The sequence below is a fragment of the Mesorhizobium sp. YR577 genome (assembly GCF_900116595.1).
Taxonomy (GTDB): domain Bacteria; phylum Pseudomonadota; class Alphaproteobacteria; order Rhizobiales; family Rhizobiaceae; genus Mesorhizobium_M.
The window spans coordinates 131,507-153,548 of the sequence record NZ_FPBI01000013.1 but is presented as its reverse complement, the minus strand read 5'-3'; the positions used below and the strand labels follow the sequence as shown (position 1 = coordinate 153,548).

Annotated in this window: 22 protein-coding genes; 8 read left to right on the top strand and 14 right to left on the bottom strand. The window is 61.5% G+C overall.

Translation table 11 applies throughout. The features are described 5' to 3' along the window. Positions 1-57: 57 nt before the first annotated feature. The 8 genes from BM413_RS19805 to BM413_RS19770 form a co-directional block, all read right to left on the bottom strand. A complete protein-coding gene (locus tag BM413_RS19805; RefSeq protein ID WP_091916207.1) occupies positions 58-771 on the bottom strand; it encodes a FadR/GntR family transcriptional regulator in 714 nt (237 codons plus the stop codon). Between the two features lie 81 nt (positions 772-852). Further along, on the bottom strand, positions 853-2,067 hold the full coding sequence (locus BM413_RS19800) for a mandelate racemase/muconate lactonizing enzyme family protein (RefSeq protein ID WP_091916206.1): 1,215 nt from the start codon (positions 2,065-2,067) through the stop codon (positions 853-855). Next, positions 2,068-2,844, bottom strand: coding sequence for an ABC transporter ATP-binding protein (locus tag BM413_RS19795; protein ID WP_091916205.1), 777 nt, complete (start codon positions 2,842-2,844; stop codon positions 2,068-2,070). After that, positions 2,841-3,695, bottom strand: a complete 855-nt coding sequence (locus tag BM413_RS19790) for an ABC transporter ATP-binding protein (RefSeq protein WP_091916204.1) — start codon at positions 3,693-3,695, stop codon at positions 2,841-2,843. Before BM413_RS19790 ends, BM413_RS19795 begins: the two co-directional genes overlap by 4 nt. Next, entirely contained in the window at positions 3,692-4,624 is a 933-nt protein-coding gene (gene nikC, locus BM413_RS19785) for a nickel transporter permease (protein ID WP_091916203.1), read from the bottom strand. Before nikC ends, BM413_RS19790 begins: the two co-directional genes overlap by 4 nt. A gap of 4 nt (positions 4,625-4,628) precedes the next feature. Further along, positions 4,629-5,720 carry an ABC transporter permease gene (locus BM413_RS19780; protein WP_091916201.1) on the bottom strand — a complete coding sequence of 364 codons (1,092 nt, stop codon included), beginning with the start codon at positions 5,718-5,720 and terminating at the stop codon, positions 4,629-4,631. Further along, complete coding sequence (locus tag BM413_RS19775) at positions 5,717-7,303, bottom strand: ABC transporter substrate-binding protein (RefSeq protein WP_091916199.1); 1,587 nt, start codon at positions 7,301-7,303, stop codon at positions 5,717-5,719. The genes BM413_RS19780 and BM413_RS19775 overlap by 4 nt, the downstream gene beginning before the upstream one ends. A 64-nt stretch (positions 7,304-7,367) precedes the next feature. Continuing rightward, entirely contained in the window at positions 7,368-8,507 is a 1,140-nt protein-coding gene (locus BM413_RS19770; protein ID WP_091916197.1) for a mandelate racemase/muconate lactonizing enzyme family protein, read from the bottom strand. 191 nt (positions 8,508-8,698) lie between these two features. On the opposite strand from BM413_RS19770, the gene BM413_RS19765 reads away from it, so the two are divergent. Continuing rightward, positions 8,699-9,628, top strand: coding sequence for a dihydrodipicolinate synthase family protein (locus BM413_RS19765; RefSeq protein WP_091916195.1), 930 nt, complete (start codon positions 8,699-8,701; stop codon positions 9,626-9,628). A gap of 65 nt (positions 9,629-9,693) precedes the next feature. Here the strand turns inward: BM413_RS19765 and BM413_RS19760 are convergent, their stop codons facing one another. Together BM413_RS19760 and BM413_RS19755 are read right to left on the bottom strand one after the other, a co-directional pair. Continuing rightward, positions 9,694-10,314 carry a glutathione S-transferase gene (locus BM413_RS19760; RefSeq protein ID WP_244537930.1) on the bottom strand — a complete coding sequence of 207 codons (621 nt, stop codon included), beginning with the start codon at positions 10,312-10,314 and terminating at the stop codon, positions 9,694-9,696. Continuing rightward, positions 10,311-11,060, bottom strand: a complete 750-nt coding sequence (locus BM413_RS19755) for a GntR family transcriptional regulator (RefSeq protein WP_091916193.1) — start codon at positions 11,058-11,060, stop codon at positions 10,311-10,313. The genes BM413_RS19760 and BM413_RS19755 overlap by 4 nt, the downstream gene beginning before the upstream one ends. 124 nt (positions 11,061-11,184) lie before the next feature. On the opposite strand from BM413_RS19755, the gene BM413_RS19750 reads away from it, so the two are divergent. From BM413_RS19750 to BM413_RS19720, 7 genes are all read left to right on the top strand, one after another. After that, a complete protein-coding gene (locus BM413_RS19750) occupies positions 11,185-11,943 on the top strand; it encodes an SDR family oxidoreductase (protein WP_091916191.1) in 759 nt (252 codons plus the stop codon). Between the two features lie 25 nt (positions 11,944-11,968). Further along, positions 11,969-12,475, top strand: a complete 507-nt coding sequence (locus BM413_RS19745; protein ID WP_091916190.1) for a TRAP transporter small permease subunit — start codon at positions 11,969-11,971, stop codon at positions 12,473-12,475. A gap of 12 nt (positions 12,476-12,487) precedes the next feature. Continuing rightward, entirely contained in the window at positions 12,488-13,792 is a 1,305-nt protein-coding gene (locus BM413_RS19740; RefSeq protein ID WP_091916189.1) for a TRAP transporter large permease, read from the top strand. An 83-nt stretch (positions 13,793-13,875) separates the two neighbouring features. After that, positions 13,876-14,994 carry a C4-dicarboxylate TRAP transporter substrate-binding protein gene (locus BM413_RS19735; protein WP_091916188.1) on the top strand — a complete coding sequence of 373 codons (1,119 nt, stop codon included), beginning with the start codon at positions 13,876-13,878 and terminating at the stop codon, positions 14,992-14,994. Between the two features lie 95 nt (positions 14,995-15,089). Then, the gene (locus BM413_RS19730) at positions 15,090-15,827 is read left to right on the top strand and encodes an SDR family NAD(P)-dependent oxidoreductase (RefSeq protein ID WP_091916187.1); all 738 of its coding nucleotides are present in this window, start codon (positions 15,090-15,092) and stop codon (positions 15,825-15,827) included. 12 nt (positions 15,828-15,839) lie between these two features. Further along, entirely contained in the window at positions 15,840-16,631 is a 792-nt protein-coding gene (locus BM413_RS19725; RefSeq protein WP_091916186.1) for an SDR family NAD(P)-dependent oxidoreductase, read from the top strand. Then, positions 16,573-18,321, top strand: coding sequence for an FAD-dependent oxidoreductase (locus BM413_RS19720; RefSeq protein WP_348272915.1), 1,749 nt, complete (start codon positions 16,573-16,575; stop codon positions 18,319-18,321). Before BM413_RS19725 ends, BM413_RS19720 begins: the two co-directional genes overlap by 59 nt. A 97-nt stretch (positions 18,322-18,418) precedes the next feature. Here the strand turns inward: BM413_RS19720 and lhgO are convergent, their stop codons facing one another. The 4 genes from lhgO to BM413_RS19700 are packed head-to-tail and all read right to left on the bottom strand — an operon-like array spanning position 18,419 to position 21,992. Continuing rightward, the gene (gene lhgO / locus BM413_RS19715; RefSeq protein ID WP_210188944.1) at positions 18,419-19,618 is read right to left on the bottom strand and encodes an L-2-hydroxyglutarate oxidase; all 1,200 of its coding nucleotides are present in this window, start codon (positions 19,616-19,618) and stop codon (positions 18,419-18,421) included. A gap of 34 nt (positions 19,619-19,652) precedes the next feature. Further along, positions 19,653-20,387, bottom strand: coding sequence for a dienelactone hydrolase family protein (locus BM413_RS19710; protein WP_091916183.1), 735 nt, complete (start codon positions 20,385-20,387; stop codon positions 19,653-19,655). A 49-nt stretch (positions 20,388-20,436) separates the two neighbouring features. After that, positions 20,437-20,829: a Zn-ribbon domain-containing OB-fold protein gene (locus tag BM413_RS19705; protein WP_091916181.1), complete on the bottom strand. Its 393-nt coding sequence runs from the start codon at positions 20,827-20,829 to the stop codon at positions 20,437-20,439. A 2-nt stretch (positions 20,830-20,831) separates the two neighbouring features. Beyond that, positions 20,832-21,992: a thiolase family protein gene (locus BM413_RS19700; RefSeq protein WP_244537928.1), complete on the bottom strand. Its 1,161-nt coding sequence runs from the start codon at positions 21,990-21,992 to the stop codon at positions 20,832-20,834. Positions 21,993-22,042: the final 50 nt, after the last annotated feature.

The following is a 22,042-nucleotide window of genomic DNA, read 5'->3' as shown; positions in this document are numbered from 1 at the left end:
ACCGCACGGCGGACCCTTATCTTTCAGTTGATCCTGCGTCCGGCATCAACGTAAAAACTATGGATCGAGGGTTCGGTCCGTCAGCCGCCGCCGCGCGTGAATGATATGGAGCTCCATTGCCGCCCTCGCCCACACTGCGTCACGCTTGCGGATCGCCTCCACGATGTCCGTATGTTCGGAGACAACCTTGCGTGCGCGGTCGGTCGATCCCGTGCGGGTTATCGACAAGGATATTCCCATGAAATCGCTGAGTACGACGCCGTTGCCTTCGAGTGCGCCGCGAAAGAACTCGTTTCCTGTCGCGTCGAGTATGGCCAGATGGAAGGCGCGGTCGCTTTCTGCGTCAAAGGTGCCATGCCCGATCTGCTGCGCAAAATGTTCGTGCGCCCGCGCAATGTCCGACAAATCCTTCTCGGTTCGGCGTTCAGCCGCCAATGCTGCGGCCTCGCCTTCGATCGAAAGCCGCAATTCCTGGTAGCGGAGGAAGCGCGATACGTCGGTCAGGCTTGCGACATCGGTCAGATTGTCCGACGGACGGCTCAGCACATAGGTGCCACTGCCGCGCCGCGCTTCCACCAAACCGTCGACGCGAAGCCGCGCCAGCGCCTGGCGCACCACTGGCCGCGACACGCCAAAGAGTTCGCTGAGGTCGTTCTCGCCAGGCAGGCGGCTGCCTGGAGCGAACGCGCCGCTCAGGATTTCGTCTAGGATGCGTCCGTAGACCTGGTCGGCGAAACTTGACGGCCTTGCCTCAAAAACCATCGAAATCATCTCAACCTTCTCGCCTCGCCGAATCTACTATCACGGATTTCGTTGGGCCTAAATTCTCCCGCCGGGCAGCATGATCAAACTCTAGCGATGGATCCGCAGCTTCTGCCGGCGCTCAAAACGGGTCTGGAAGTAGGGAACCTCGTGCGCGGTACCAAGTGCGTAGGCGGTGCCGTCGTCGGGGCTGATCTCGCGCACGTTGCGGCGGCTTGGATATTTCAGGATTTCCTCGATAACGATATCGACGCCGAGCCCCGGAGCGTCGGGCACCTTCATATGCCCGTCCACGACTCTCAGTGATGGCGTGATGACATCGTCGCGGCCTTCCCAGTCGAATTCCAGACGTTCCAGCATCAGCGCGTTGGGGATCGTCGCCATCACGTGCAGTGCCGCAAATTCTGCGACCGGGCCCAGCGATCCCGAATGTGGTGCGAGCGTTATGTAATGGCCTTCGGCCATCGCCGCCATCTTGCGCATCTGGGTGATGCCGCCGGCGCGGCCGGTGTCAGGCTGGATGACATCGACGAGACCGCGCTCGATATAGGGCTGGATACCCCAGATGGTGCTAACGCGCTCGCCCGCCGCAAGCGGAACATTGACGGCGTCCCTGACGCGGGCGAGCGCATCGAGATCTTCCGGTGCCACCGGATCCTCATAGAACAGGAGATCCAAGCTCTCCAGTTCCCGGCCAACGGCAATCGCATCCTGCGTCGTCATCCAGGAGGGGCCATGCGCGTCGACCATCAGATCGACCTTGGGCCCGATATGATCGCGGATGGAGGTGACTAGGTCGAGATCGACCGTGCCGCTGAAGCCGACCTTGATGCCGGTGTAGCCGAGCGCCAGCAAGCGATCCGCCTTGCCGGTGTCGTGGGCGTGGCCGTAGACGCGAACCCGGTCGCGGAACTTGCCGCCGAGCAGGTTCCAAACCGGCTGTCCAAGCGCCTTGCCCTTGATGTCCCACAGCGCCATCTCGATGCCGGTCAGTGCACCGCCGCCGACCGTTCCCAGCATGCCATGCCCCATCATGGAAGCCAGCAGCTTGTGCCAAAGGCGATCGATATGCGCCGGGTCCTCGCCAATGAGCAGCGGCGTGAGATCCTTGACCGCCGTCTCGATGACGCGGGGCCATCCGGAACACTCGCCGACGCCGTGGATGCCCTCGTCGGTAAGGATGCGCACGAACAGCCAGTTGCGCGACCCGCCGAAGTTTCCGCCCTCATATTGTCCGGCCGACGCTTCGCTCTTGGTCGGCCCGCCGACCTGCATCAGATAGGTTTCGACGGCTGTGATCTTCATCTACGCGGCTCCATCCATTATGCGCGGTTCTTCCGCCGAGCCGCCATATTGCTGGCTCGCTTCCAGAAGCAGCCTGGAATAGGGGTGCTCAAGCGTACCGGCGCGCAGCCTGTCAGCGTCGAGCTCTTCGACAATCTGACCGGCCTGCATCACGCCCACGCGGTCGCACATGTGCGCGATTACCGCGAGGTCATGGCTGACCAGCAGATAGGTCAGTCCCCGCTTCTCGCGCAGTTCGTTGAGCAGGTTCAGGATTTCCGCCTGAACCGACACGTCGAGAGCAGATGTAGGCTCGTCGAGCAGCAGCACCTGCGGCTCCAGTATGAGCGCCCGCGCAATGGCGACACGCTGCCGCTGACCGCCAGAGAGCTGATGCGGGAAACGGTAGCGCAGTTCGGGATGGAGCCCGACCGATGTCAGCGCCTCGAACACCGCTTCACGCGAACGCGGCAGGCCCTGGTTACGCAGCGGCTCTAGCAACTGCGCGCCGGTGGTCTTACGCGGATGCAGCGAGCCGTAGGGGTCCTGGAACACCATCTGCACCGAACGGTAGAATCCCCGGGGACGGACAGGGCTGAGGACCTTGCCGCCGATCTCGATCTCGCCGCGATAGTCGGGGTTGAGGCCGGAGATGGCGCGCAATACCGTCGACTTTCCGCAGCCGGACTCGCCGACTAGGCCGTAGCTACCGCCGCTCTCGACCGAAAAGCTCACGCGTTTGACCACCGCTTGAGGCGGCGACCCTAGACGCACAACGAGATTGCGGACGTCGATCATGAGGTCGGCTCCGCCGCGTTTATCCAGGACGGGTCCCGCTTCAGGGTCGGCAGGCGCGACACCTTGTGGTCGATGGAAGGTAGGGACGCCAGCAGCCCGCGCGTGTAGGGGTGCCTGGCTTCTCCAAGCTGTGACGCTGCCAGCGTTTCGACGATGCGCCCGGCATACATGATGATGACGCGATCGCAGAAACGGCGGACCAGATTGAGGTCGTGGCTGATCAGGATCAGGCCGAGATCGCGGCGGGTCACCAGTTCGTCGAGCAAGCTCAACACCTCGAGGCGAACGGTCACGTCGAGGGCGGAAGTCGGCTCGTCGGCAATCATGACTTCGGGCTCGGCAATCAGCATCATCGCGATCATGACACGCTGGCCCATGCCGCCGGAGATCTCGTGCGGATAGAGCCTGGCGACGCGTTCCGGGTCGCGGATCTTCACCGCGTTGAGCATTTCGAGAACCCGTACCCGTGCCGCCGTCTTGCCCCCAGCGGCTGGGTAATGCTGGAGGTAGGTTTCGGCGATCTGCTCGCCGACGCGCATGACCGGATTGAGCGAATATTTTGGGTCCTGCAGGATGAGGCCGATGCGGCGGCCGCGCACATGCACCATGTCCCTGTTGCTGGCGCTCAGCAGGTCGATCTCCTGAAACCGCAAGCGGTCAGCAACGACGCGCGCGGTCGGCGGCAGCAGGCGCATGATGGCGCGCCCGACCGTCGACTTGCCTGAGCCTGACTCGCCGACGATGCCAAGCTTTTCGCGGCCAAGCGTGAAGCTTACGCCGCGAACGGCTTTTATCTTGCCGCCACCGAAACCTACTTCGAGGTTGGCGGCCTCGATCAGGGGCGCGGTCATTCGCCACCTCGCGCATCGAGGACATCGAGGACATCGCGAAGAGCGTCGCCGAACAGGTTGAAGGCAAGGCTGACAAGGGCGATGGCAATGCCGGGGGCGGCAATGACCCACGGACTTTCGATCATGAACTCTCGGCCGCTGGACGCCATGGCTCCCCATTCGGGCGAAGGCGGCACGGCACCCAGGCCGAGGAAGCCGAGACCGGCGGCGGTCAAGATGACGCTCGCCATGTTGAGAGTGATGCGCACGATCACCGAAGGCACGCACATCGGCAGGATATGCCGCAAGATGATGGACCAGGCCGATGCACCCTGCAGCCGGACCACGGCGATGAAGTCCGCTTTGCGCAGGCTGAGCGTCTCGGCGCGCGCCAGACGTGCGATCGGGGGCCAGGCGGTCAGCGAAATGGCGATGATCGCATTGGTGATGCCGGGCCCGAGCGCTGCGGCAAAGCCGAGCGCCAGAACCAGGCCGGGGAACGACAGGAAGACGTCGGTGACGCGCATCAGAATCTCGTCCACCCAGCCGCCAAAATAGCCGGCGCAGGTGCCGATCAGCAGGCCGATGGGCGCCACGATCACGGCGACCAGTATGATGATGTAGAGCGTCGTGCGCGCGCCATAGACGATGCGCGAAAAGACATCGCGGCCGAACTCGTCGGTGCCCAGAAGATGTTCCCATGAGGGCGCAGCCAGCCGGTTCGCCATGTTCTGCACGATCGGGTCGTAGCTGGTCAGAAGCGGCGCACAGATGGCGACCACGATCAGCAGCACGATGATGGCCAGGCCCACAAGTCCGAGCGGATGCCCGCAAAAGCGTTGCCAGCTCTTGTAGAGCTGTTGCACGGTAGCCTGGGTGCGGCCGCGCGGGTTCGGCTGCAACAGCCACCCGCGCACGCCGACCTGTCTTTCCAGTACATGCTCGCTCATGACCTTACCGTGTCCGTGGATCGAGGATGCGATAGAGCGCATCGGAGACCAGATTGATGATCAGGAAGAGCACGCCGATCATCAGAACCGAGCCCATCACGATATTGATGTCGTTCATCTGGATGCCGCGCGTGAGATACTGGCCCACCCCCGGCCAGGCGAAGACGGTTTCGATGAGGACCGCCCCGTCGAGCAATCCGCCGAAAGTGAGTGCGATGATGGTGAGCAGCTGCACGCGAATGTTCTTGAACGCGTGGCGCCATATCACCTGCCGCGGCAACAGTCCCTTGGCCTGCGCGGTGATGACATATTCCTGCGAGAGCTGTTCTAGCATGAAGCTGCGGGTCATGCGGCTGATATAGGCAACCGAATAGTAGCCCAGGATCGTTCCGGGCAGGACGATATGGTTGAGCGCATTCCAGAAAACGTCCCAGTTGCGGGTGAGCGCCGCGTCCAGGAGCAGGAAACCCGTCACTGGTGTGACGAGCCCTTCGTAGAAGACATCGACGCGGCCGGAGGCGGCGAACCAGTCGAGCTTGGCATAGAAGAAGAGCAGCGCCATCAAGGCCAGCCAGAAGCTCGGGATGGAATGGCCTGCCAGGCCGATCAGGCGTGCGGCAAGGTCGATTATGGTTCCGCGCTTGACCGCCGCGATGATGCCGAGCGGCACACCCAACCCAACACCAACCAGGAGCGCCACGATCGCGAGTTCGAACGTCGCTGGAAAGACCATCAGAAGGTCGGTGACAACCTTCTGACCGGTGGTTGTGGAGACGCCGAGGTCGCCGCGCAGGGCCTTGCCAACATATGTCAGAAACTGCTCCCAGACCGGTCGATCCAGACCGAGTTCCACGAACACCCGGTCGTAGACTTCCTTGCTGACCTCCGGCCCGGTGATGGCGATCACCGGGTCGTTGGGAAGCAGGCGGCCCATGGCAAAGGTCAGCCCCAGCAGGCCAAGCAGCGTCGTCGCAATGGCGAAGGCGCGGCCGGCGAAGCGCCGCAGCAACTGGGCGCCGCGCGACGGCTCGGCATCGTCGAAGCCGTCATCGGCATTGAGCGGCGCGTCCCGCCCGTCTGTGCTGGCGGCGATCATTCTTTGGTTACGTCGTGCCAGCGGGTCGACCATGTCGTATGACCGGCATAGCCCTTCACGTTCTTCAGCATCACATAGGGGTCAATGCGCTGGAAGAAGATCACCAAGCCCGGGTCCATCTCGCTGTAGATGTCGTCCATCTGCTTGAAGACATCGGCCCGCTTCGTGGCGTCACCTTCGCGCATCGACTCATCCACCAGCTTGTTGAGGTCCTCGTTCTGCTGACCGACGCGCCACAGATAGTAGCTGCCTAGCCGTGCCTCGTCCCGGTTGTCGGGATTGTAGGCGTATTGCGTCGCAACCGCGAACGGATCAGGCAAACGCGCGCCGGAATTGCCGACCAGCACCTCGAACTTGCGTTCGCGGAAGGCCGGGGTGAACTCGCCGGGAATAAGGTTCAGGTCGATACCGGACTTACGGGCGCTGGCCTGGAGCGCTTCTGCGAACGGCCGAAGCGCATCGCTCGACGGGTTGAGCGTCTTCTTCAATCCGTTCGGATAACCCGCCTCAGCCAACAGCTTCTTGGCCAGTTCCGGATCGTAGGTATTGCGGCCAAGCGGATCCGCCGGGGCGCCTATCATGCCCTTAGGCACCATCGACTGCCAAGGGGAGCCGAGATACTTCATGATGTTGTCCTGGATCGCTGTCCAGTCGAAGGCATGCTGGAAGGCGCGGCGCACTTTCGGCTTCTGGAGATCGGGATCCTTCGTGTTCAGGGCGATGTAGTAGAATCCCAGCCCAGGCACCTTGTCGATCACCACGTCAGGGCTCTTGGAAAGTGCCTCAAGATCGCCGCTGGACATGTAGTGCCCAACGTCGACGTCTCCCTTTTCCATCTGCAGACGCAGATTGCCGGATTCGGGAATGTGCATGACTGCAACGCGCTTCATCGCCGGCGCACCGCCCCAGTAGTCCTTGCGAGCGTCGAACATGGCAAGATTGTTCGGGCGCAACTGGCTCAGCACGAATGGCCCGCTGCCGGCGGTGTTGGCGGCAAGCCAGCCGGAGCCGAAATCGCCATTCGCCTCGTGCTCAAGCGCGGTCTTCTTATCGATTATGCCGACAGAGGAACCGGCCAGAGAGGCGAGCACCAGGTCGGTATTCACTTGCGTTGGCAGCTCGATAACGAGCGTGTGAGGATCGCTCACGCGAACCAGCTGGTCGACATTGTCCTTGGTGAAGCCCCACAGCGCCAAGTCGGTGGACCCGACCTGCCCCATCTTGATAATGCGCTGGATGGACCAGGCGGCGTCCTCGGCGGTCACCGGGTTGCCGCTAGAGAAGGTCGCGTCCGGGCGCAACTTCATGGTGATCGTCTTCTTGTCGTCGGAGACGGACCACTCCGTTGCCAGCATCGGCTCCAGTTTGTCGATGCTGGCAGGTTTCGTCTGGACGAGATTGTCATAAGCGTTGGACATCAGCTCGGAGACGGTGCGCGCATTGTTCGCCGCCGGATCCAGCGTGCGGATGCCGCCGAGATTGGTGCCTATCACCAGCATGTTCGGAGGCGACTTGGCGAGTGCATCGGCGCTTGCAAAGGCTGCTGCCGATGCAAGAAGTGCTGCGGCTATCAGACGTCTCATCGTGCATCTTCCTCCCGTTGGGCGCCGAACCAGGACTTGTCGGTCGGCGGATTGTCAAAAGCGTTCACGGATAGCCGAGCGAACCGTCCGGCTTCTGGGGCAGCTTCCGCTGCCAATGAAGGTAGTGGTCTTTCTCGAGGTACTTCTCGTCGATCTCGACACCCCAGCCCGCGCGGTCCGGCCGCAGTTCGAGATAGCCGTCCTTCGGCAGATACGGGTCCTTCACATAGGGCGCTTCCGTCGGCAGCCGGTACTCGAGGATCTTGAAGTTCGGAGTCACTGCGGCAAAGTGCAGGTTCACCGCGGTGGCGAGCGGTCCCATCGGATTGTGAGGGGCGATCGGCACAAAATGCGCTTCGGCGATTGCAGCGATCTTCCGCATTTCGAGCAGGCCGCCCACGACACAGACGTCCGGCTGCGCGATGTCGCAGCCGCGCACCTGAAACAGTTTGAGGAATTCGTAGCGGCTGTAGAGGCTCTCGCCGGTGGCCAGCGGACACTTGATCTTTGACCGGATTGCGCCCCAGGCCTCGAAATTCTCCGGCCTGATCGGCTCCTCGAAGAACAGTGGATCGTAAGGCGCCAGCGCATTGCCGAGCTGGATAGCCTGCCAGGGTTCATAGATTTTGGCATGCGCGTCAAAGGCGAACTCGAAATTCGAGGGCGCCATTTCGCGCAGGCGTCGAAAGTATTCGGCGCTGGTGCGAACCACCTCGCCCCACCGCTCTGCATGAAAGTCGACCCGGTAAGGGCTAAGCTTGAAAGCCGTTAGGCCGTATTTCTCATTCTCTGCATTGACCGTATCGATCGCAATCGCTGGATCCGGTGCCGTGTAGACACCGAGATAGACGCGCACCCGGTCGCGCAGTTCGCCGCCCAGCAGCCGGTAGACCGGTACATCGAGCGCCTTGGCGGAAATGTCCCACAGGCAATGGTCGATGGCCGAAAAGGCGGAAAGGTGCATGGCGCCGCCGGGAAACCGCGCCTGCTGCTGCAGCTTCAGCATCAGGTACTCGATTCGCCGAGGGTCCTCGCCGTTAATCTGCTCGAAGAAGTAATCGAGGATCGGGATGAGCCCCTTGTCAGGCCCGTGATTGTAGCACTCGCCCCAACCTGTGATGCCGGCATCCGTGTCGATCGCGACGACGACGCGAGGGCGATTGGCATCGCGCGCCATGAAGCTGCGCAATCGAACGATTTTCATGCCACACGATCCTCCCAGGTAGCGATTGAAAGCTAGCCATGCCTTCTCAAGTTGTCAATTATGTTTTCATCTTTGCTTGACTGATTTAGAAGATGTTGTTCATATGATTGATAAATCGGCTTCAATTGACCCGCAGGCTGGTACCTGAACGGGTTGAAACATGTTCCTCACCGGTTTGAAGGAGACGCTGCATGAGCATCGAACGGGTTCGGGCATCGCTCGGCGGAATATCCGGCATTCATGTCACCCCCTATCACGCTGACGGCTCGCTGAACGAGGACTTGCTTGCCAAGGTGGTACGACGCCAGACTGACGCGGGCATTCACAACATCGTTTCAGGGGGCAACACCGGCGAGTTCTTCAGCCTTACCTTCGACGAGGTCGTCCGCCTTCAAGCCGTTGCTTTCGCTGCCATGGAAGGGTCGAAGTCGGTTCGCACCGCAGCTGTCGGCCGGTCGTTGCGCGAGGCTCTTGCCACGGCGAAGTTGGCCATCAATGCCGGTGCCGAAGCGTTGATGTCCCACCATCCACTCGATCCTTTTGCGGCGCCGCAGGCGCAGGCTGACTATTTCGTTGCCATTGCCGAAGAAACAGCCGTGCCGGTCGTCGCCTATCTGCGCTCCGACGCCATCCCGGTCAGCGAAGTGGTGCGTATTGCCCTGCACCCGAACATTGCCGGGATCAAATTCGCCACACCCAATCTGATGCATATGGCTGAATGCATCAGGGCCACGAGCGACTGTGCGGCGGTCTGGGTCTGCGGGCTGGCCGAGGGTTGGGCTCCGGCCTTTTACGCCAACGGCGCAAAGGGGTTCACGTCGGGCCTGGTCAATGTCGATCCGGAGCGGTCGCTGGCCATCTGGACCGCGCTGGAAGCCGGCCGTTACGACGAGGCGCGCGGGCTGATTGCGCCGATAGCGCCATTCGAGGCTATGCGCACGAAGTTCAACAACGGCGCGAATGTGACAGTGATCAAGGAGTCTTTGTCGCTGGGCGGATGGGATGTCGGCCCGGTTCGCCTGCCAGGGTTGCCCGAGCTTTCCGCCAAGGATCGCGAGGAGCTCGGACGAATTCTTGCCAGCATCGGCCACCCGGTGCAAACGGCTCGCGCCGCCGAATAGTCAAAAGCAGACCGCCCGCGCCGAGCGCGAGCGGAGCTTTGCTATGGCTAACAGCCTGCGCGCTCTCAGGCAGGCGGCAGAGTCTCCTTCATTGACGGACGCTCCGAGACCTTCCCAAACCAGCGAGCAAGCTGCGGATGGGAACTTCTCCAGTCTTTGTCGGCAAAGCGGAAATCGAGATAGCCCAGCGCACAGGCGGCCGCGATCGCGCCGGCGTGAAAATTACCCGAAACATCCGCAAACCATTTGCCTTCCAGCGCATTGAGCCCCGAATCCACCTTGGCCATCTGGCCTCGATACCAATCCTCCCAAAAGAGAGCCTCAGGCCGCATCACTTTCTCGTACCGGCATAGCAGACAGGCATCGAGGATAGAGTCGGCCAGAGCTTCGAGTGTAAGCACCGCGAAGCGACGCGCATCCTGCGGATAGAGCGAACCCTCCGGAGAAGCGAGCGAGTCGACATAAGTGCAGATCACGCGGCTGTCGAAGACCGGCGTGTCGTCCGCAAGCAGTGCGCACGGCACCTTACCGGATGCGTTGTGCTGGACGATAGTCTGGTCCCGGTCGACCGGTCCCGCCGCTGAAGGTAATTTTTCGATCCGATCCGCCAACCCTCTTTCGTGTGCGCAAACCATGACTTTGCGCACATAGGGCGAAGCAGGCGAGAAGAAGAGTCTGATCGTCACGCGGTATTCCTCCGGTTCTGGTTTCGGGCACGGGCCCGCTTGGGGCGCGGGTCCACTGTCGGGACGCGCAGGAAATCTCCGGGAAATTGCTCAAGCTGCGTGTGCAGGTGTTCGAGAGCGAAGGTTATATGCTCGCGCATGATTGCGGCCGCGCGTTCGCCCTGCCCCTGCGACAGCGCGCGCGCAATGCGATGGTGATCGTCATGCGACCGCCGGATCACGTAAAAATCCCGCCACATGATCACGCGGTCGGAGGCAAGCGGCACATTGTGCAGGCTCTCGACGAACGTCCTGATCCACGGGTTCGCCGCGAGGTTCATGATTGCCGTGTGGAAGCAGACATTCATGCGCCGGTAAGGCACCAGATTTTCCGGCGGCAGTGAGTCCGACGACAAAAGACGATCGCCCTCTTCGACCAGTTCGAAAAGGTTTCGCTCGGCAGCCTCGGACATGTTGGAGGCTGCGAGCCTGCATGCCGTCGCTTCCAATTCGGCCCGGACCTGAAACGCGCCCGCAACATCGGCGAAGGAGAATTCGCGGACGTAAAAACCCCGGTTGCTTTCGTATGAGACAAGCCCGCTTTGCGCGAGCGCGGTAAGCGCCGTCCTGAGCGGCGTGCGCGAAATTCCCAGCATCTCGGCAAGCTTGTCCTGGTGCAGTTTTTCGCCGGGGCGAAGGTCACCGCTGAGGATCGCTTCGCGCATCCGTTCGATGGCCACTTCAGTGCTCGTATGCAGATCCGACAATGGCAAGCCCTCCTCCGATTTGTACAGAATGTATCCAAAATGGCTTCTATCTGCAATTTCTATTTGCAGTTTTCACTGGAATGTGTTCATTGCGTCCGCAACGGAGAGGGAGGAACCTCTGAACATGTCGAAGGTTTGTTTGGTCACCGGCGCTGCCGGCGGCATCGGGAAAGCTGTTGTCTCGCGCCTGGCACAGGACGGTTACGCCGTGCTGGCCGCGGACCTGTCAGAGGCGGCGGCAGAAGCCGCCATCGAAGGTCTCCCCGGCGACGGTCACCGCGCCATTGTGCTGGACGTGACGAGCGAGCTGGCGGTGGCGGCAGCCTTCGCCGAGGCCGAAATGCGCGGCACTCCTGTCGACAAGGTCGTGGCCGCCGCCGGTATCCTGCTCTTTGCGGCAAATGGCGAACGGCCACTACTTACCGACATTACGCTCAAGGACTGGGAACTCACACACGCCGTCAATTCCACCGGCACCTTCCTGCAGCTGCGCGAATTTCTGCGCAGCGCCAGTCGCCGACAGATCGAGAATGGCCGCTTCGTCGGCTTCAGTTCAGTGGCAGCACAGCTCGGCGGCTATCGTTCCAGCGTGGCCTACATCACTTCGAAGAGCGCGGTCCTTGGGCTCATCAAGGCGGGTGCGCGCGAAGCGGCATCGCTGGGCGTGACCGTCAATGCCGTTGCTCCCGGCCTGATCGACGCGCCGATGCTGCGCCAGTCTCTGCCGCCGGAAAACGACGCTACCGCGGCAGCCAATATCCCGCTGCAGCGCATCGGCACGCCGCAGGAGGTTGCCGGCGCCGTTTCGTTCCTGCTCGGCCCCGATGCGAGTTATATCACCGGCGCCGTCATCGACGTCAACGGCGGCTACAGGATGCAATAGGGCACCAAAAGCAGGGGAGGAAACAATGGTAAAGCTTGTCGAAAGGCTCACCCGGCTGCTGGCCTGGCTCGCGGGCCTCGCCGTGCTGCTGATGATGTTCCACGTCATGATCGACGTTCTGGGCAAGTACCTCTTCAGCGCGCCCCTGCCGGGTACTGCCGAAGTCGTTGCCGCCTACTACATGATCGGCGCAGTGTTTCTGCCCCTCGCCTGGGTCGAGTTGTCGGGCGGCTCGATCGTCGTCGAGGTGATCTACGAGAAGGTTCCGGAGCGGGCGCAGAAGGTCATGCTGATCCTCGCCGACATCGTCTCGGCGGTCTATTACAGCGTGCTGGCGTGGTTTTCCTGGGGCGTGGCAAAACACGCCTACAAGGTCAATGAATCCGTTGACGGCATATGGCGCATCACCACCTGGCCCGCCAAATTCCTTTTGCCTTTCGGCTTCTGCCTCGTCGTCGTCGTGCTTGTCATGCGCGTATTCATGGGAGAGCGCAACCGCATGACAACCACCCATTCCGCCGTCGAGATTTGAGGGGAAACCGACATGGAACGTCTTGAGATCGGCTTCGTCGGTATCTTCGCCATCCTCGCCCTGATCGGCATTCGTGTACCGATAGGCGTCGCCATGGGCGCGACCGCTTTCTTCGGCATCTGGGCAATGATGGGTCTCGGGGCGGCCATCGGCATATCGAAGGCGATCCCGTTCAATCTTATCGGCGATTGGAATCTTTCCGCCATTCCGATGTTCCTGTTCATGGGGTTCGTGGCGGTCGAAGCCGGGCTGACGCGTGGCCTGTTCGGCGCGGCGCGCATTTTCCTCGCCCGCATACCTGGCGGTCTCGCTTCCTCGACGGTCTTTGCCTCCGCGCTTTTCGGCGCGGCAAGCGGCTCGAGCGTGGCAACGTCCGCAGCCTTCTCGCGCATCGCCATCCCGGAGATGCTGAACAGCAAATACAATCCCGGCTTGGCAACCGGTTCCGTGGCAGCAGCAGGAACGCTTGCGGCGCTGATACCACCCTCGGTGTTGATGATCGTCTACTGCCTGCTGGTCGACAGTTCGATCAACACGCTTTTCATAGCAGGCGTAGTGCCCGGCATCCTGACCGCCATAGCCTTTATCGTGATGATCACCGTGCGCTGCATGATCAACCCCAGCCTTGCGCCGCGCTATATCGACACGACTTCAGCCGCCGAGAAATGGGCTCTGATCCGCGATGCCTGGCCGTTGCCTGTGGTCACTTTCGTGGTCATGGGCGGCATCTTCACCGGAGCTTTCACCGCAACGGAGTCGGGCGCCGTCGGGGCTTTTCTGGCCTGCGTGATTGCAGCGGTCCGCGGCAAGCTGAATGCTCCAATGCTGAAGCGTGCACTCGTCGATACTGCCTCGGGTACATCGGCTATTTTCATGATTGTTCTGGGAGCGGCCCTCTTTGCCCGCTTTGTGGCGCTAGCCACCATACCGACCTGGGTGATGGGGTTCTTCGACGGCTACGAGACAATGACCATTGTCATCCTTGTTTGCATCATCTTGGTGGTGATGGGCACGTTCATGGAGGAAATCTCCATCATGCTGCTCACCATGCCGGTGCTGGTGCCGCTGCTCAACAGCCACAGCGTCGATCTCACCTGGTTCGGCATCCTGGTCATCAAGCTGATGACGATCGGGCTCATCAGCCCACCTGTGGGCATGAATGTATTCGTCATCAAATCCGCGCTCGGGGACCGGGTGACGCTCAACCAGATATTCGCAGGCGTGACCTGGTTCATCGTCGTCGACCTGTTTGTGCTCGCCGCGCTAATTGCCTTCCCGCAGATCAGCCTTTGGCTTCCCGGAATGATGGGCAGGTAGTCGCTTTGCAACAGGGTCTGCGCACCGATTAGCACTCGCGCAGGTCGTCAACTGCGCGGAAAGCGCAAACATGGGAGAGAGGAATGAAACGACTTTTAGCAACCATCGCAGCCGTGCCGCTGCTGGCGACCACCGCGATGGCCACCGACTATCAGGCGACCAACTGGATGGCGCCCTCGCATATCCTGAACGGCGTAGCCTACGAGCCCTTCGTCAAGGAAATCACCGAAGCAACCGGTGGCGATGTAAAGTTCGAGATCTATTCCTCGGGTTCGCTGGTTCCCGCACCGACAACACTGCAGGCGGTCGGTGACGGCGTTGCACAATTGGGCATCGTCGCCGCCTCCTATACACCTTCGGAACTGCCGCTGTCGGGCCTGATCAACGACCTCGCATTTCTGACAAGGGACGATTACGCCGCCGCTTTCGCGCTGACCGAGATCGGGCTGATGAATCCAGAACTGGTCGCCGAATACGGCAAGCACAACACCGTATTCGTGGGCGGCTATTCGACACCGATCTACAACTTTTTCTGCATGAAGCCGATTTCAGATCCGGCTTCGGTCCGCGGGCTGAAGATCCGCACCGCCGGAACCGCGCAGAACGAATGGATCGCCTTCCTTGGCGCGACCCCTGTTGCCGTGCCAATGACCGATGTCTACACCGGACTGGAACGCGGCTCGCTCGATTGCACCTTGTCTGATCCGACAAACCTCGAATTCGGGTACAAATTCTGGGAAATCGCGAAAGTCGTGAACCGGCTCCCGCAAGGGTCTTCGCTTGGCGCGACCTATGTCTACAACAAGGACTTCTGGGCAGGCCTCGCTCCGAAAGACCGACGCGCGATCCTCGACCTGACCGGCCTTGCGCTGGCGCGGGCGCAGGTGGCCTATCATCAAGGCGTGGAATCGGCCCTGAAGGGTTCGGCCGAACGCGGCATCGCGATCATGGACCCCGATCCGGCGATGGAAGCCAAACTGAAAGAGTTTCAGGATGGAATGCTTGCCGGTCTGGCCAAGCGCACGATGGACGCACGCGGCATTGCCGACCCGAGTCCGATCATCAAGCAGTATATCGATCTGACGGCAAAATGGTCTGGACTGCTTGAAGGGATCGACCGCAACGATCCCCAGGCGCTGGCAAAGCTGGTGAATGAGCAGATCTATTCCAAGCTCGACGAAAATACCTTCGGGCTTAACTGACCTTTCGGCCGGCGTGGGATCTTGCCGCGCCGGCCTTCCCTCTCTTTTTCGGCCGCATCCACGGAACAGCCTGTCTATCAGACCAGAGTGATTCAATGTCTTCGCAGCCTCTCCCCACCGCAATCGTTACAGGTGCTGGTTCCGGCATCGGCCGCGCCATCGCCCACCGCCTGGCTTCCGAGGGATACGCCATCGTCGTCGCCGACCGGGCTGCCGCTCCGGCTGACGAAACAGTTCGGCAGTTGCAAGAGAATGGACATGAGGCGCGGGCCGTAGTGCTGGACATCACCGATCCAGTCGCGACCCAGTCACTAATCGAAGGGGCGGCGGACCTGCAGGTGCTGGTCAACAATGCCGGCATCTTCAACGTCATTCCCTTCGACACGCTGACGGCTGATGACTTCCGCCGGATGTACGAGGTCAATCTGATCGCCATGTTCACCCTATGCCAGCAGGCGGCACGAGTGCTGCCCGAGGGAGGACGGATCATCAATCTTGCCTCGCGCGCGGCGTTCGGCGCGCGCCACTATGCCCACTACGTCGCTTCCAAGGCAGGCGTTGCCGGCTTCACCAAGGCACTGGCGCTGGAACTGGCGGGACGGCAAATCACCGTCAACGCCATCGCCCCCGGTGTGATCGAAACCGACATGCTGCTGGAACGGCCAGATGGGTTGACCGAGATGCGCGCCCAGCAACCGACCGGCAGGTTGGGCAAGCCCGAGCACATCGCCCATGCCGCCGCCTTTTTCGCAAGCCCTCTGGCCGAATACGTCACCGGGCAAGTTCTGATCGTCGACGGCGGCCGCTCGGTCGGCGGCACTGCCGCATTCTAAGAAGAGGACGCCATGACGCTGCAACCTTCAACCATGGACGGCAAGACCGTCGTCGTGACCGGCGCGGGCCAAGGCATAGGTCTGGCCATTGCCGAGGCCCTCCTCGCCGCTGGCGCTCACCTCGTAGCCGTGGACCGCGAACCCGCAGGTATCGCAATACTGGCCGCCGCCAATGCCCGCGTCATTCCCGTGACGGGCGACGTGACTGATCCCGCACTGCCCGATGCGATCTCCGCCGCGATCGACAAGGCCAGGCTTTCGCTCGATGTGCTGATCAACAATGCAGGTGTCGCGCGCGGGGCCAACGCTCTTGGCACTTCAGATGAGGATTTCGAGCGCTATTTCCAGATCAATGTGCTGGGCCTATTCCGGCTGTCGCGTTGGGCCGTTGGCATCATGATGAAAAAGGGTAGCGGCGCCATCGTCAACACGGCGTCGATCTTCGGGCAGATCGGCGCCTTCAACAGTTGTGGCTATTCCACCTCCAAGGCCGCCGTGATTGGGCTCACGCGGCAGATGGCGACCGATTTCGGTCCCTCGGGCATCCGGGTCAATGCCGTGGCGCCGGGTCTGATCGAGACGCCGCTGACCGCAGAGCGTATCCGAACCGAGACTTGGCGACGCCATATGATGATCGATGGCGCGCCGCTGCGCCGTGTCGGCACACCGCAGGATGTGGCCCGCGCGGTGCGCTTCCTGGCTTCCGACGAGGCCAGTTTCATCACCGGCCAGGTGCTGGCCGTCGATGGCGGCTGGGCCATGGGACGCTACCCGCGCGAAGAGCCGATCCACGCCGATGCCTGACCTGCCCGCATCTTGCGACCTGTTGGTGATCGGATCCGGCGCCGCGGGAATGGCCGCGGCGATTTCTGCCAGGCATCACGGGCTCAACCCCGTGATCATCGAAAAAGCCGATGTTTTCGGCGGATCGACTGCCGTGTCGGGCGGCGCCATATGGGTTCCCTGCAATCCGCTGATGCAGGCTGCCGGGATGCCTGACAGCCGCGAGGCGGCGAGAACCTACATCCGGGGTGAAACAGGCAACCATTTCAATGCCGAGCTGGTCGAGGCCTTTCTCGAAAAGGGGCCGGAGGCGATCGACTTCTTCCATAACAAGACCGCTTTGAAGATGTCTCACCGGCCAGTCTCGCCAGACTATCATCCCGATGCGGATGGTGCGACCGAGGGCGGCCGCGTGCTCGACGCTTATGACTATGACGGACGTCGGCTGGGCGAAAACCTGCATCGCATACGCCCGCCGATCGCTGATTTCACCATTCTCGGCGGTTTGCCGCTCGGCAGGCCTGACATCTATCATTTCCTGCACCTGACGCGTTCTGCCAAATCCGCGGCCTATGCGACGAAGACCGTCCTTCGCTACATTCGAGACCGGCTTACCTGGGGCCGCAACACCCGCCTGGTCATGGGGGCTGCAGTAGCCGGACGGCTTGCTGAAACCATCTTTGAACTCGGCATCCCGCTTTTCACCGGCCATGAGTTGGTAAAGCTTGTCCAGGACGCCAGCGGCCGCATCACCGGCGCTGAGGTCGATGGTCCCAGGGGCATCGTAGGTGTTTCGGCTACGCGAGGCGTGGTGCTTGCCGCCGGCGGCTTTCCGCACGATACGGCGCGCCGCAAACAGCATTTCGAGCATGTCCGCAAGGGCCTGCCGCACTACTCCATGTCACCTTCGACCGGCACCGGCGGCACGATTGCGGCGGCAGAAGCGGCAGGCGCTGCCTTCATAGAGTCAAATACCAATGGCGGTTTCTGGACGCCGGTTTCGCTGCTCCCTAATCCGGATGGATCGAAGCGACCCTTCCCGCACCTTTTCCTCGATCGCGCCAAGCCCGGGGTCATCGCAGTCGGGCATGACGCGCGCCGCTTCGTCAACGAGGCGTCGAGCTATCATGATTTCGTTCAAGGCCTCATTGCCAAGCTTTTGGAGGAAGGTCAGCAGTCGGCATGGCTGATTGCTGATCATCGCGCATTGCGTCGGTACGGATTGGGCGCCGTACATGCCTTCCCAGCCATGATCGGGAGGCACCTGAAAAACGGTTACCTCAAGCGCGGCGCAACGCCTGGTCACCTCGCACGCGAATGCGGTATCGACGCCGCGCAGCTGGAGCGGACGATCGCAGCCACCAATGCCGCTGCAGCAGGCGGCAAGGATCCGCAATTCGGCAAGGGCACGACGAGCTATCAGCGCTATCTCGGCGACGCCGAGAACAAGCCCAATCCTTGCGTCAGACCGCTTGAAGCGCCTTTCTACGCGATCGAGATTTTTCCCGGAGACATTGGCACGACGATGGGGCTGGATATTACCGCCAGGGGCGAGGTCAAGCGGCAAGACGGTCATGTCGTTCCCGGTCTCTATGCCTGCGGCAATGACATAAATTCGATCATGTCAGGCTCATATCCAGGTCCCGGCATCACGCTCGGCCCTGCGCTGACCTTCGGCTATATCGTCGGCAAGACAGCAGCCACCGCCTGACGTGGTGCCCAGATAGGAATTCCGCGCGATCGCGATCCGCTTCTAGCCTCATTGCCCGGTGCACCTGATCGATCATGGAAACCGCAACTCCGCTACCTTAGTGCGTGCGCTCGATGCATTTGGAAGCAATCATTCGCCCGATCGGAATGGCCGACGTGGCGGCGGGCGAAGGCGCGTTGCCGACATGAAGGCTGCGCTGCGTTTCGGCAAACAGGAAATCATGCACGGCCTCGCCGGATGACGTGACCGCTTGCGCGCGAATTCCGGCCGGGTAAGGCATCAGGTCCGCAAGTTCGAGCTTCGGACAATACTTCCTGCATTCTTCCAGATAGCCGCGCTTCCAAAGCGAGTTGGCGAGTTCGTGCATCGCATGACGCCGATGCCGCGCTACTAGTTTCCAAAAGCCCGGGAAGGTTAGCATCCCGGCAGCGTCGCGGGCATTGATGGAAAATTTCGGATAACCCTCGCGGGACAGGCCGAGCACCGCGTTGGGTCCAAGCGTCACCGATCCATCGATCATGCGCGTGAGATGGATTCCGAGGAATGGCAGATCGGGGTCCGGCACCGGATAAATGAGATGGTTCACGATCCGGTTGAGCCGGGGCGGCAACCGGAAATATTCGCCGCGAAACGGCACGATCTTGTAGGAGATATCCGCGCCCGCCATGCGCGCCAGCCGGTCTGACTGGAGTCCGGCGCAACAGACGAGTTGACGCGCCTGCCAGGTCTCGCCCTGCGAGCCGACCTCGACGACGGAGCCGGTCTCATTGATCCAGTCCACCGCTTTGCCGAAATGGATGGTCGCGCCTGCAGCCTGCAGAAGCGACAGCATTTTCCGGCAAATTTCCCGATAGTCGACGATTGCCGTTTCCGGGCTGTGCAAAGCGCCAACGCCGGCGATATGCGGCTCCAATTCCTTGAGCTCGCCTTCTCCCACCCGCCGCAGATTGAGACCGTTCGAAGTTGCCCGTTCATGCAGCGCATCGGCGTGGGTCATTTCGAGCGCGTTGGTGGCGACGATCAGCTTGCCGCAGGTGTCGTAGCGTATCGCATGTTCGTCGCAGAATTCCTTGGTCGCGCGCGCGCCTTCGATACAGAGCCGCGCCTTCAGGCTGCCCGGCGTGTAATAGATGCCGGCATGGATGACGCCGCTATTGTGCCCTGTCTGGTGCTTGCCGACCGTATCTTCCTTCTCCAACAGAAGCAGGCTGGCCTGCGGGCGAAGCGCCAAAAGCTCCCTTGCCGTGGCGAGCCCGACGATACCAGCGCCGATCACGCAGAAATCGTAGATCAAGATGGCCTCCTGACGCGAGGACGGAATGCGCCTGGCGTCACTTCAGGGTCCGCTCCCACAGATCGAACAGAACCTTCCAGACATGTTCGGAGGCGGCCGGCGCGTAAGCGCCACGCTCGGGGAAACAGAAACCATGGCGCGTCTCGGGCAGAACCTCTACCCGATGCTTCACCCCGGCTTCTTCCATGATCTTCGTCAGCTGGGCTATGACCTCCGGCGGTGCTGCATTGTCGTGCTCGGCAAAGCCGTAATAAAGCTCGGCCTTGACCTTGCCGATAAAATTATGCGGCGACTGCTCCAGCTCGTTCACCATTCTGACGCCATAAAGCGAAGCCGCACTTTTCACGCGATCGGGAAAATGCTCGGCAGCCCAGGTGATGAATGGTCCGCCCATGCAATAGCCGACGAGACCGATCGGCCCATCCTTGGCCTGGCCCTGTCCATCGGCAAAGCCGATGACGGCACCGGTATCATCGAGTATCTGCGCCCTGTTCATGGCATGGCTGATGCAGGCCCGAACGACCTGCGACATGGTCTCCTCGCGTCGCGGCAGATCGAAACGGACGGTGCCGATTCGATAGTAGAGGTCCGGCAGCACGACGAAATAACCCTGTTTGGCGATCTTGCGCGCCATGTTCCACAGCTCGGGGCGAATGCCCGGCGCATCCATGTAAAAAATGACGGTCGGCCACTGGCCGTCCTTATGCGGACAGACGACAAAGGCCGGCATTTTGCCGTGATGCGTGCTGATCAGAACTTCCTGCTCGAACATCGTTTAGGCACCTCCTGGAGCTAGGCTCCAAATCTACAATTATGGCTACTCAGTCAACGATCCTGGCAGCATGCTGCTTGCGCCCGTCATGGTCGACATATTCAAGTTCGACCTCCCGCCCGATCCAGCTTCCTTCCGGCTCAGTTCCGACGAGGTTCGTGACGATCAACGGCCCCTCTTCCAGCCGCACGGTCGTCGCATTGTAGGGCGGTGGAAAATCGTCGAAATACTTCCGGTGGAAGACCACCCACGAGACGATCTTGCCCCTGCCCGAGACCGCTTTCCATTCTGCCTCCATCGATAGGCATTTCGCGCATATCGGCGCTGGCGGATAGCGGAAAGTGTCGCATTGGCTGCACACCATCAGCTCCAGGCGTTCGCGCTCGATGCTTTCCCACATCGGTATGTCATTGATGCTCTTGATCGGCTGCGTCTTGCCCAAGGCTACCTCCCGTAGATGATCGATACGGCCTTGCCGGCCACGTCGGAGCTGTAGTGCACAAAACGGCAGTCGGGCACCTGCCGATCGCCGCAGATGCCCCGGACCTGCCGAACCGCTTCCACCTGATGCGCCCAACCCTGCATGTAACTTTCAGAGAGATGCCCGCCGCCGGTATTGACCGGCAGCTTGCGGCCGAGCGCTATCCCCTCCTCGCGCAGGAATTTTCCCGAACCGCCCGGCGGGCAATAGCCGTAGCCTTCGAGCGCCAGGGGTATGTGGCAGGAAAAGCTGTCATAGACCTGGAGGCTGTCCATGTCCTCAGGCCCGACCCCCGCCATATCGAAGACCTGCTCGGCCACGCGCTGCTGGGCGGGTAGGTAGTACTCCGTCAGGCGCGGCTCGAGGCTGGTCGCGCCGGTATTGAGATCGTAGCGGCCGACACCATGGATCATGACCGGGTTTGGCGTGATCTTTCGCGCCCGCTCGGCCGACGCGATGATCAGGGCCACCCCACCATCGTTGATGAGGCAATAATCGAAGATGTGCAGCGGCTCGCAGATGAATTCCGATGCAAGATAGTCCTCGACCGTGATGCGCTTCTGCATCAGCGCATTCGGGTTGAGGCAGGCGCCAATGCGCTGCGCGACCGCCACCTCGCCGAGTTCGGCCGATGTCAGACCGGTTTCCTCCATGTAGCGGCGGAACATCATCGCATAGAGCGCACCCTGGGACGTGAAGCCCCATGGCGCGTGATAGACGTAAGACAGGAAGGATGCGCCGCCGGCTGCATTGCTACCGCCATAGTTGACCTTTCCGGAGCGCTGGTTGTTGCCGTAGACCAAGGCCACGACTTCGGCCATGCCGGACTTGATGGCCATGCAGGCCTGGATGACACCGAGCATGGCATCCGCCTGGCCACCCCAGCGCGCATCGATGCCGAGCACCTCGCCCATACGCTCATAAGGCGTCGTCGGGCCGACGATAAGCCCGTCGACCTCGTCGCGTGATATCCCGGCATCCTCAAGTGCCCGAACGAAGGCCAGGGCCCCGAGGCCGATGGAATCGTATTTGACCTTGCCCTCGCGCACGGCCGCGTAATCTTCGCGCCAATCGGTATGGCCGACACCCACCACCCCGGCCACTTTTGAAAGTCCAGTCGTCACGTCGCCTCCCGTCTCGCTGTCCGCCGCAATCTGCGATTTGCGGCGACTGT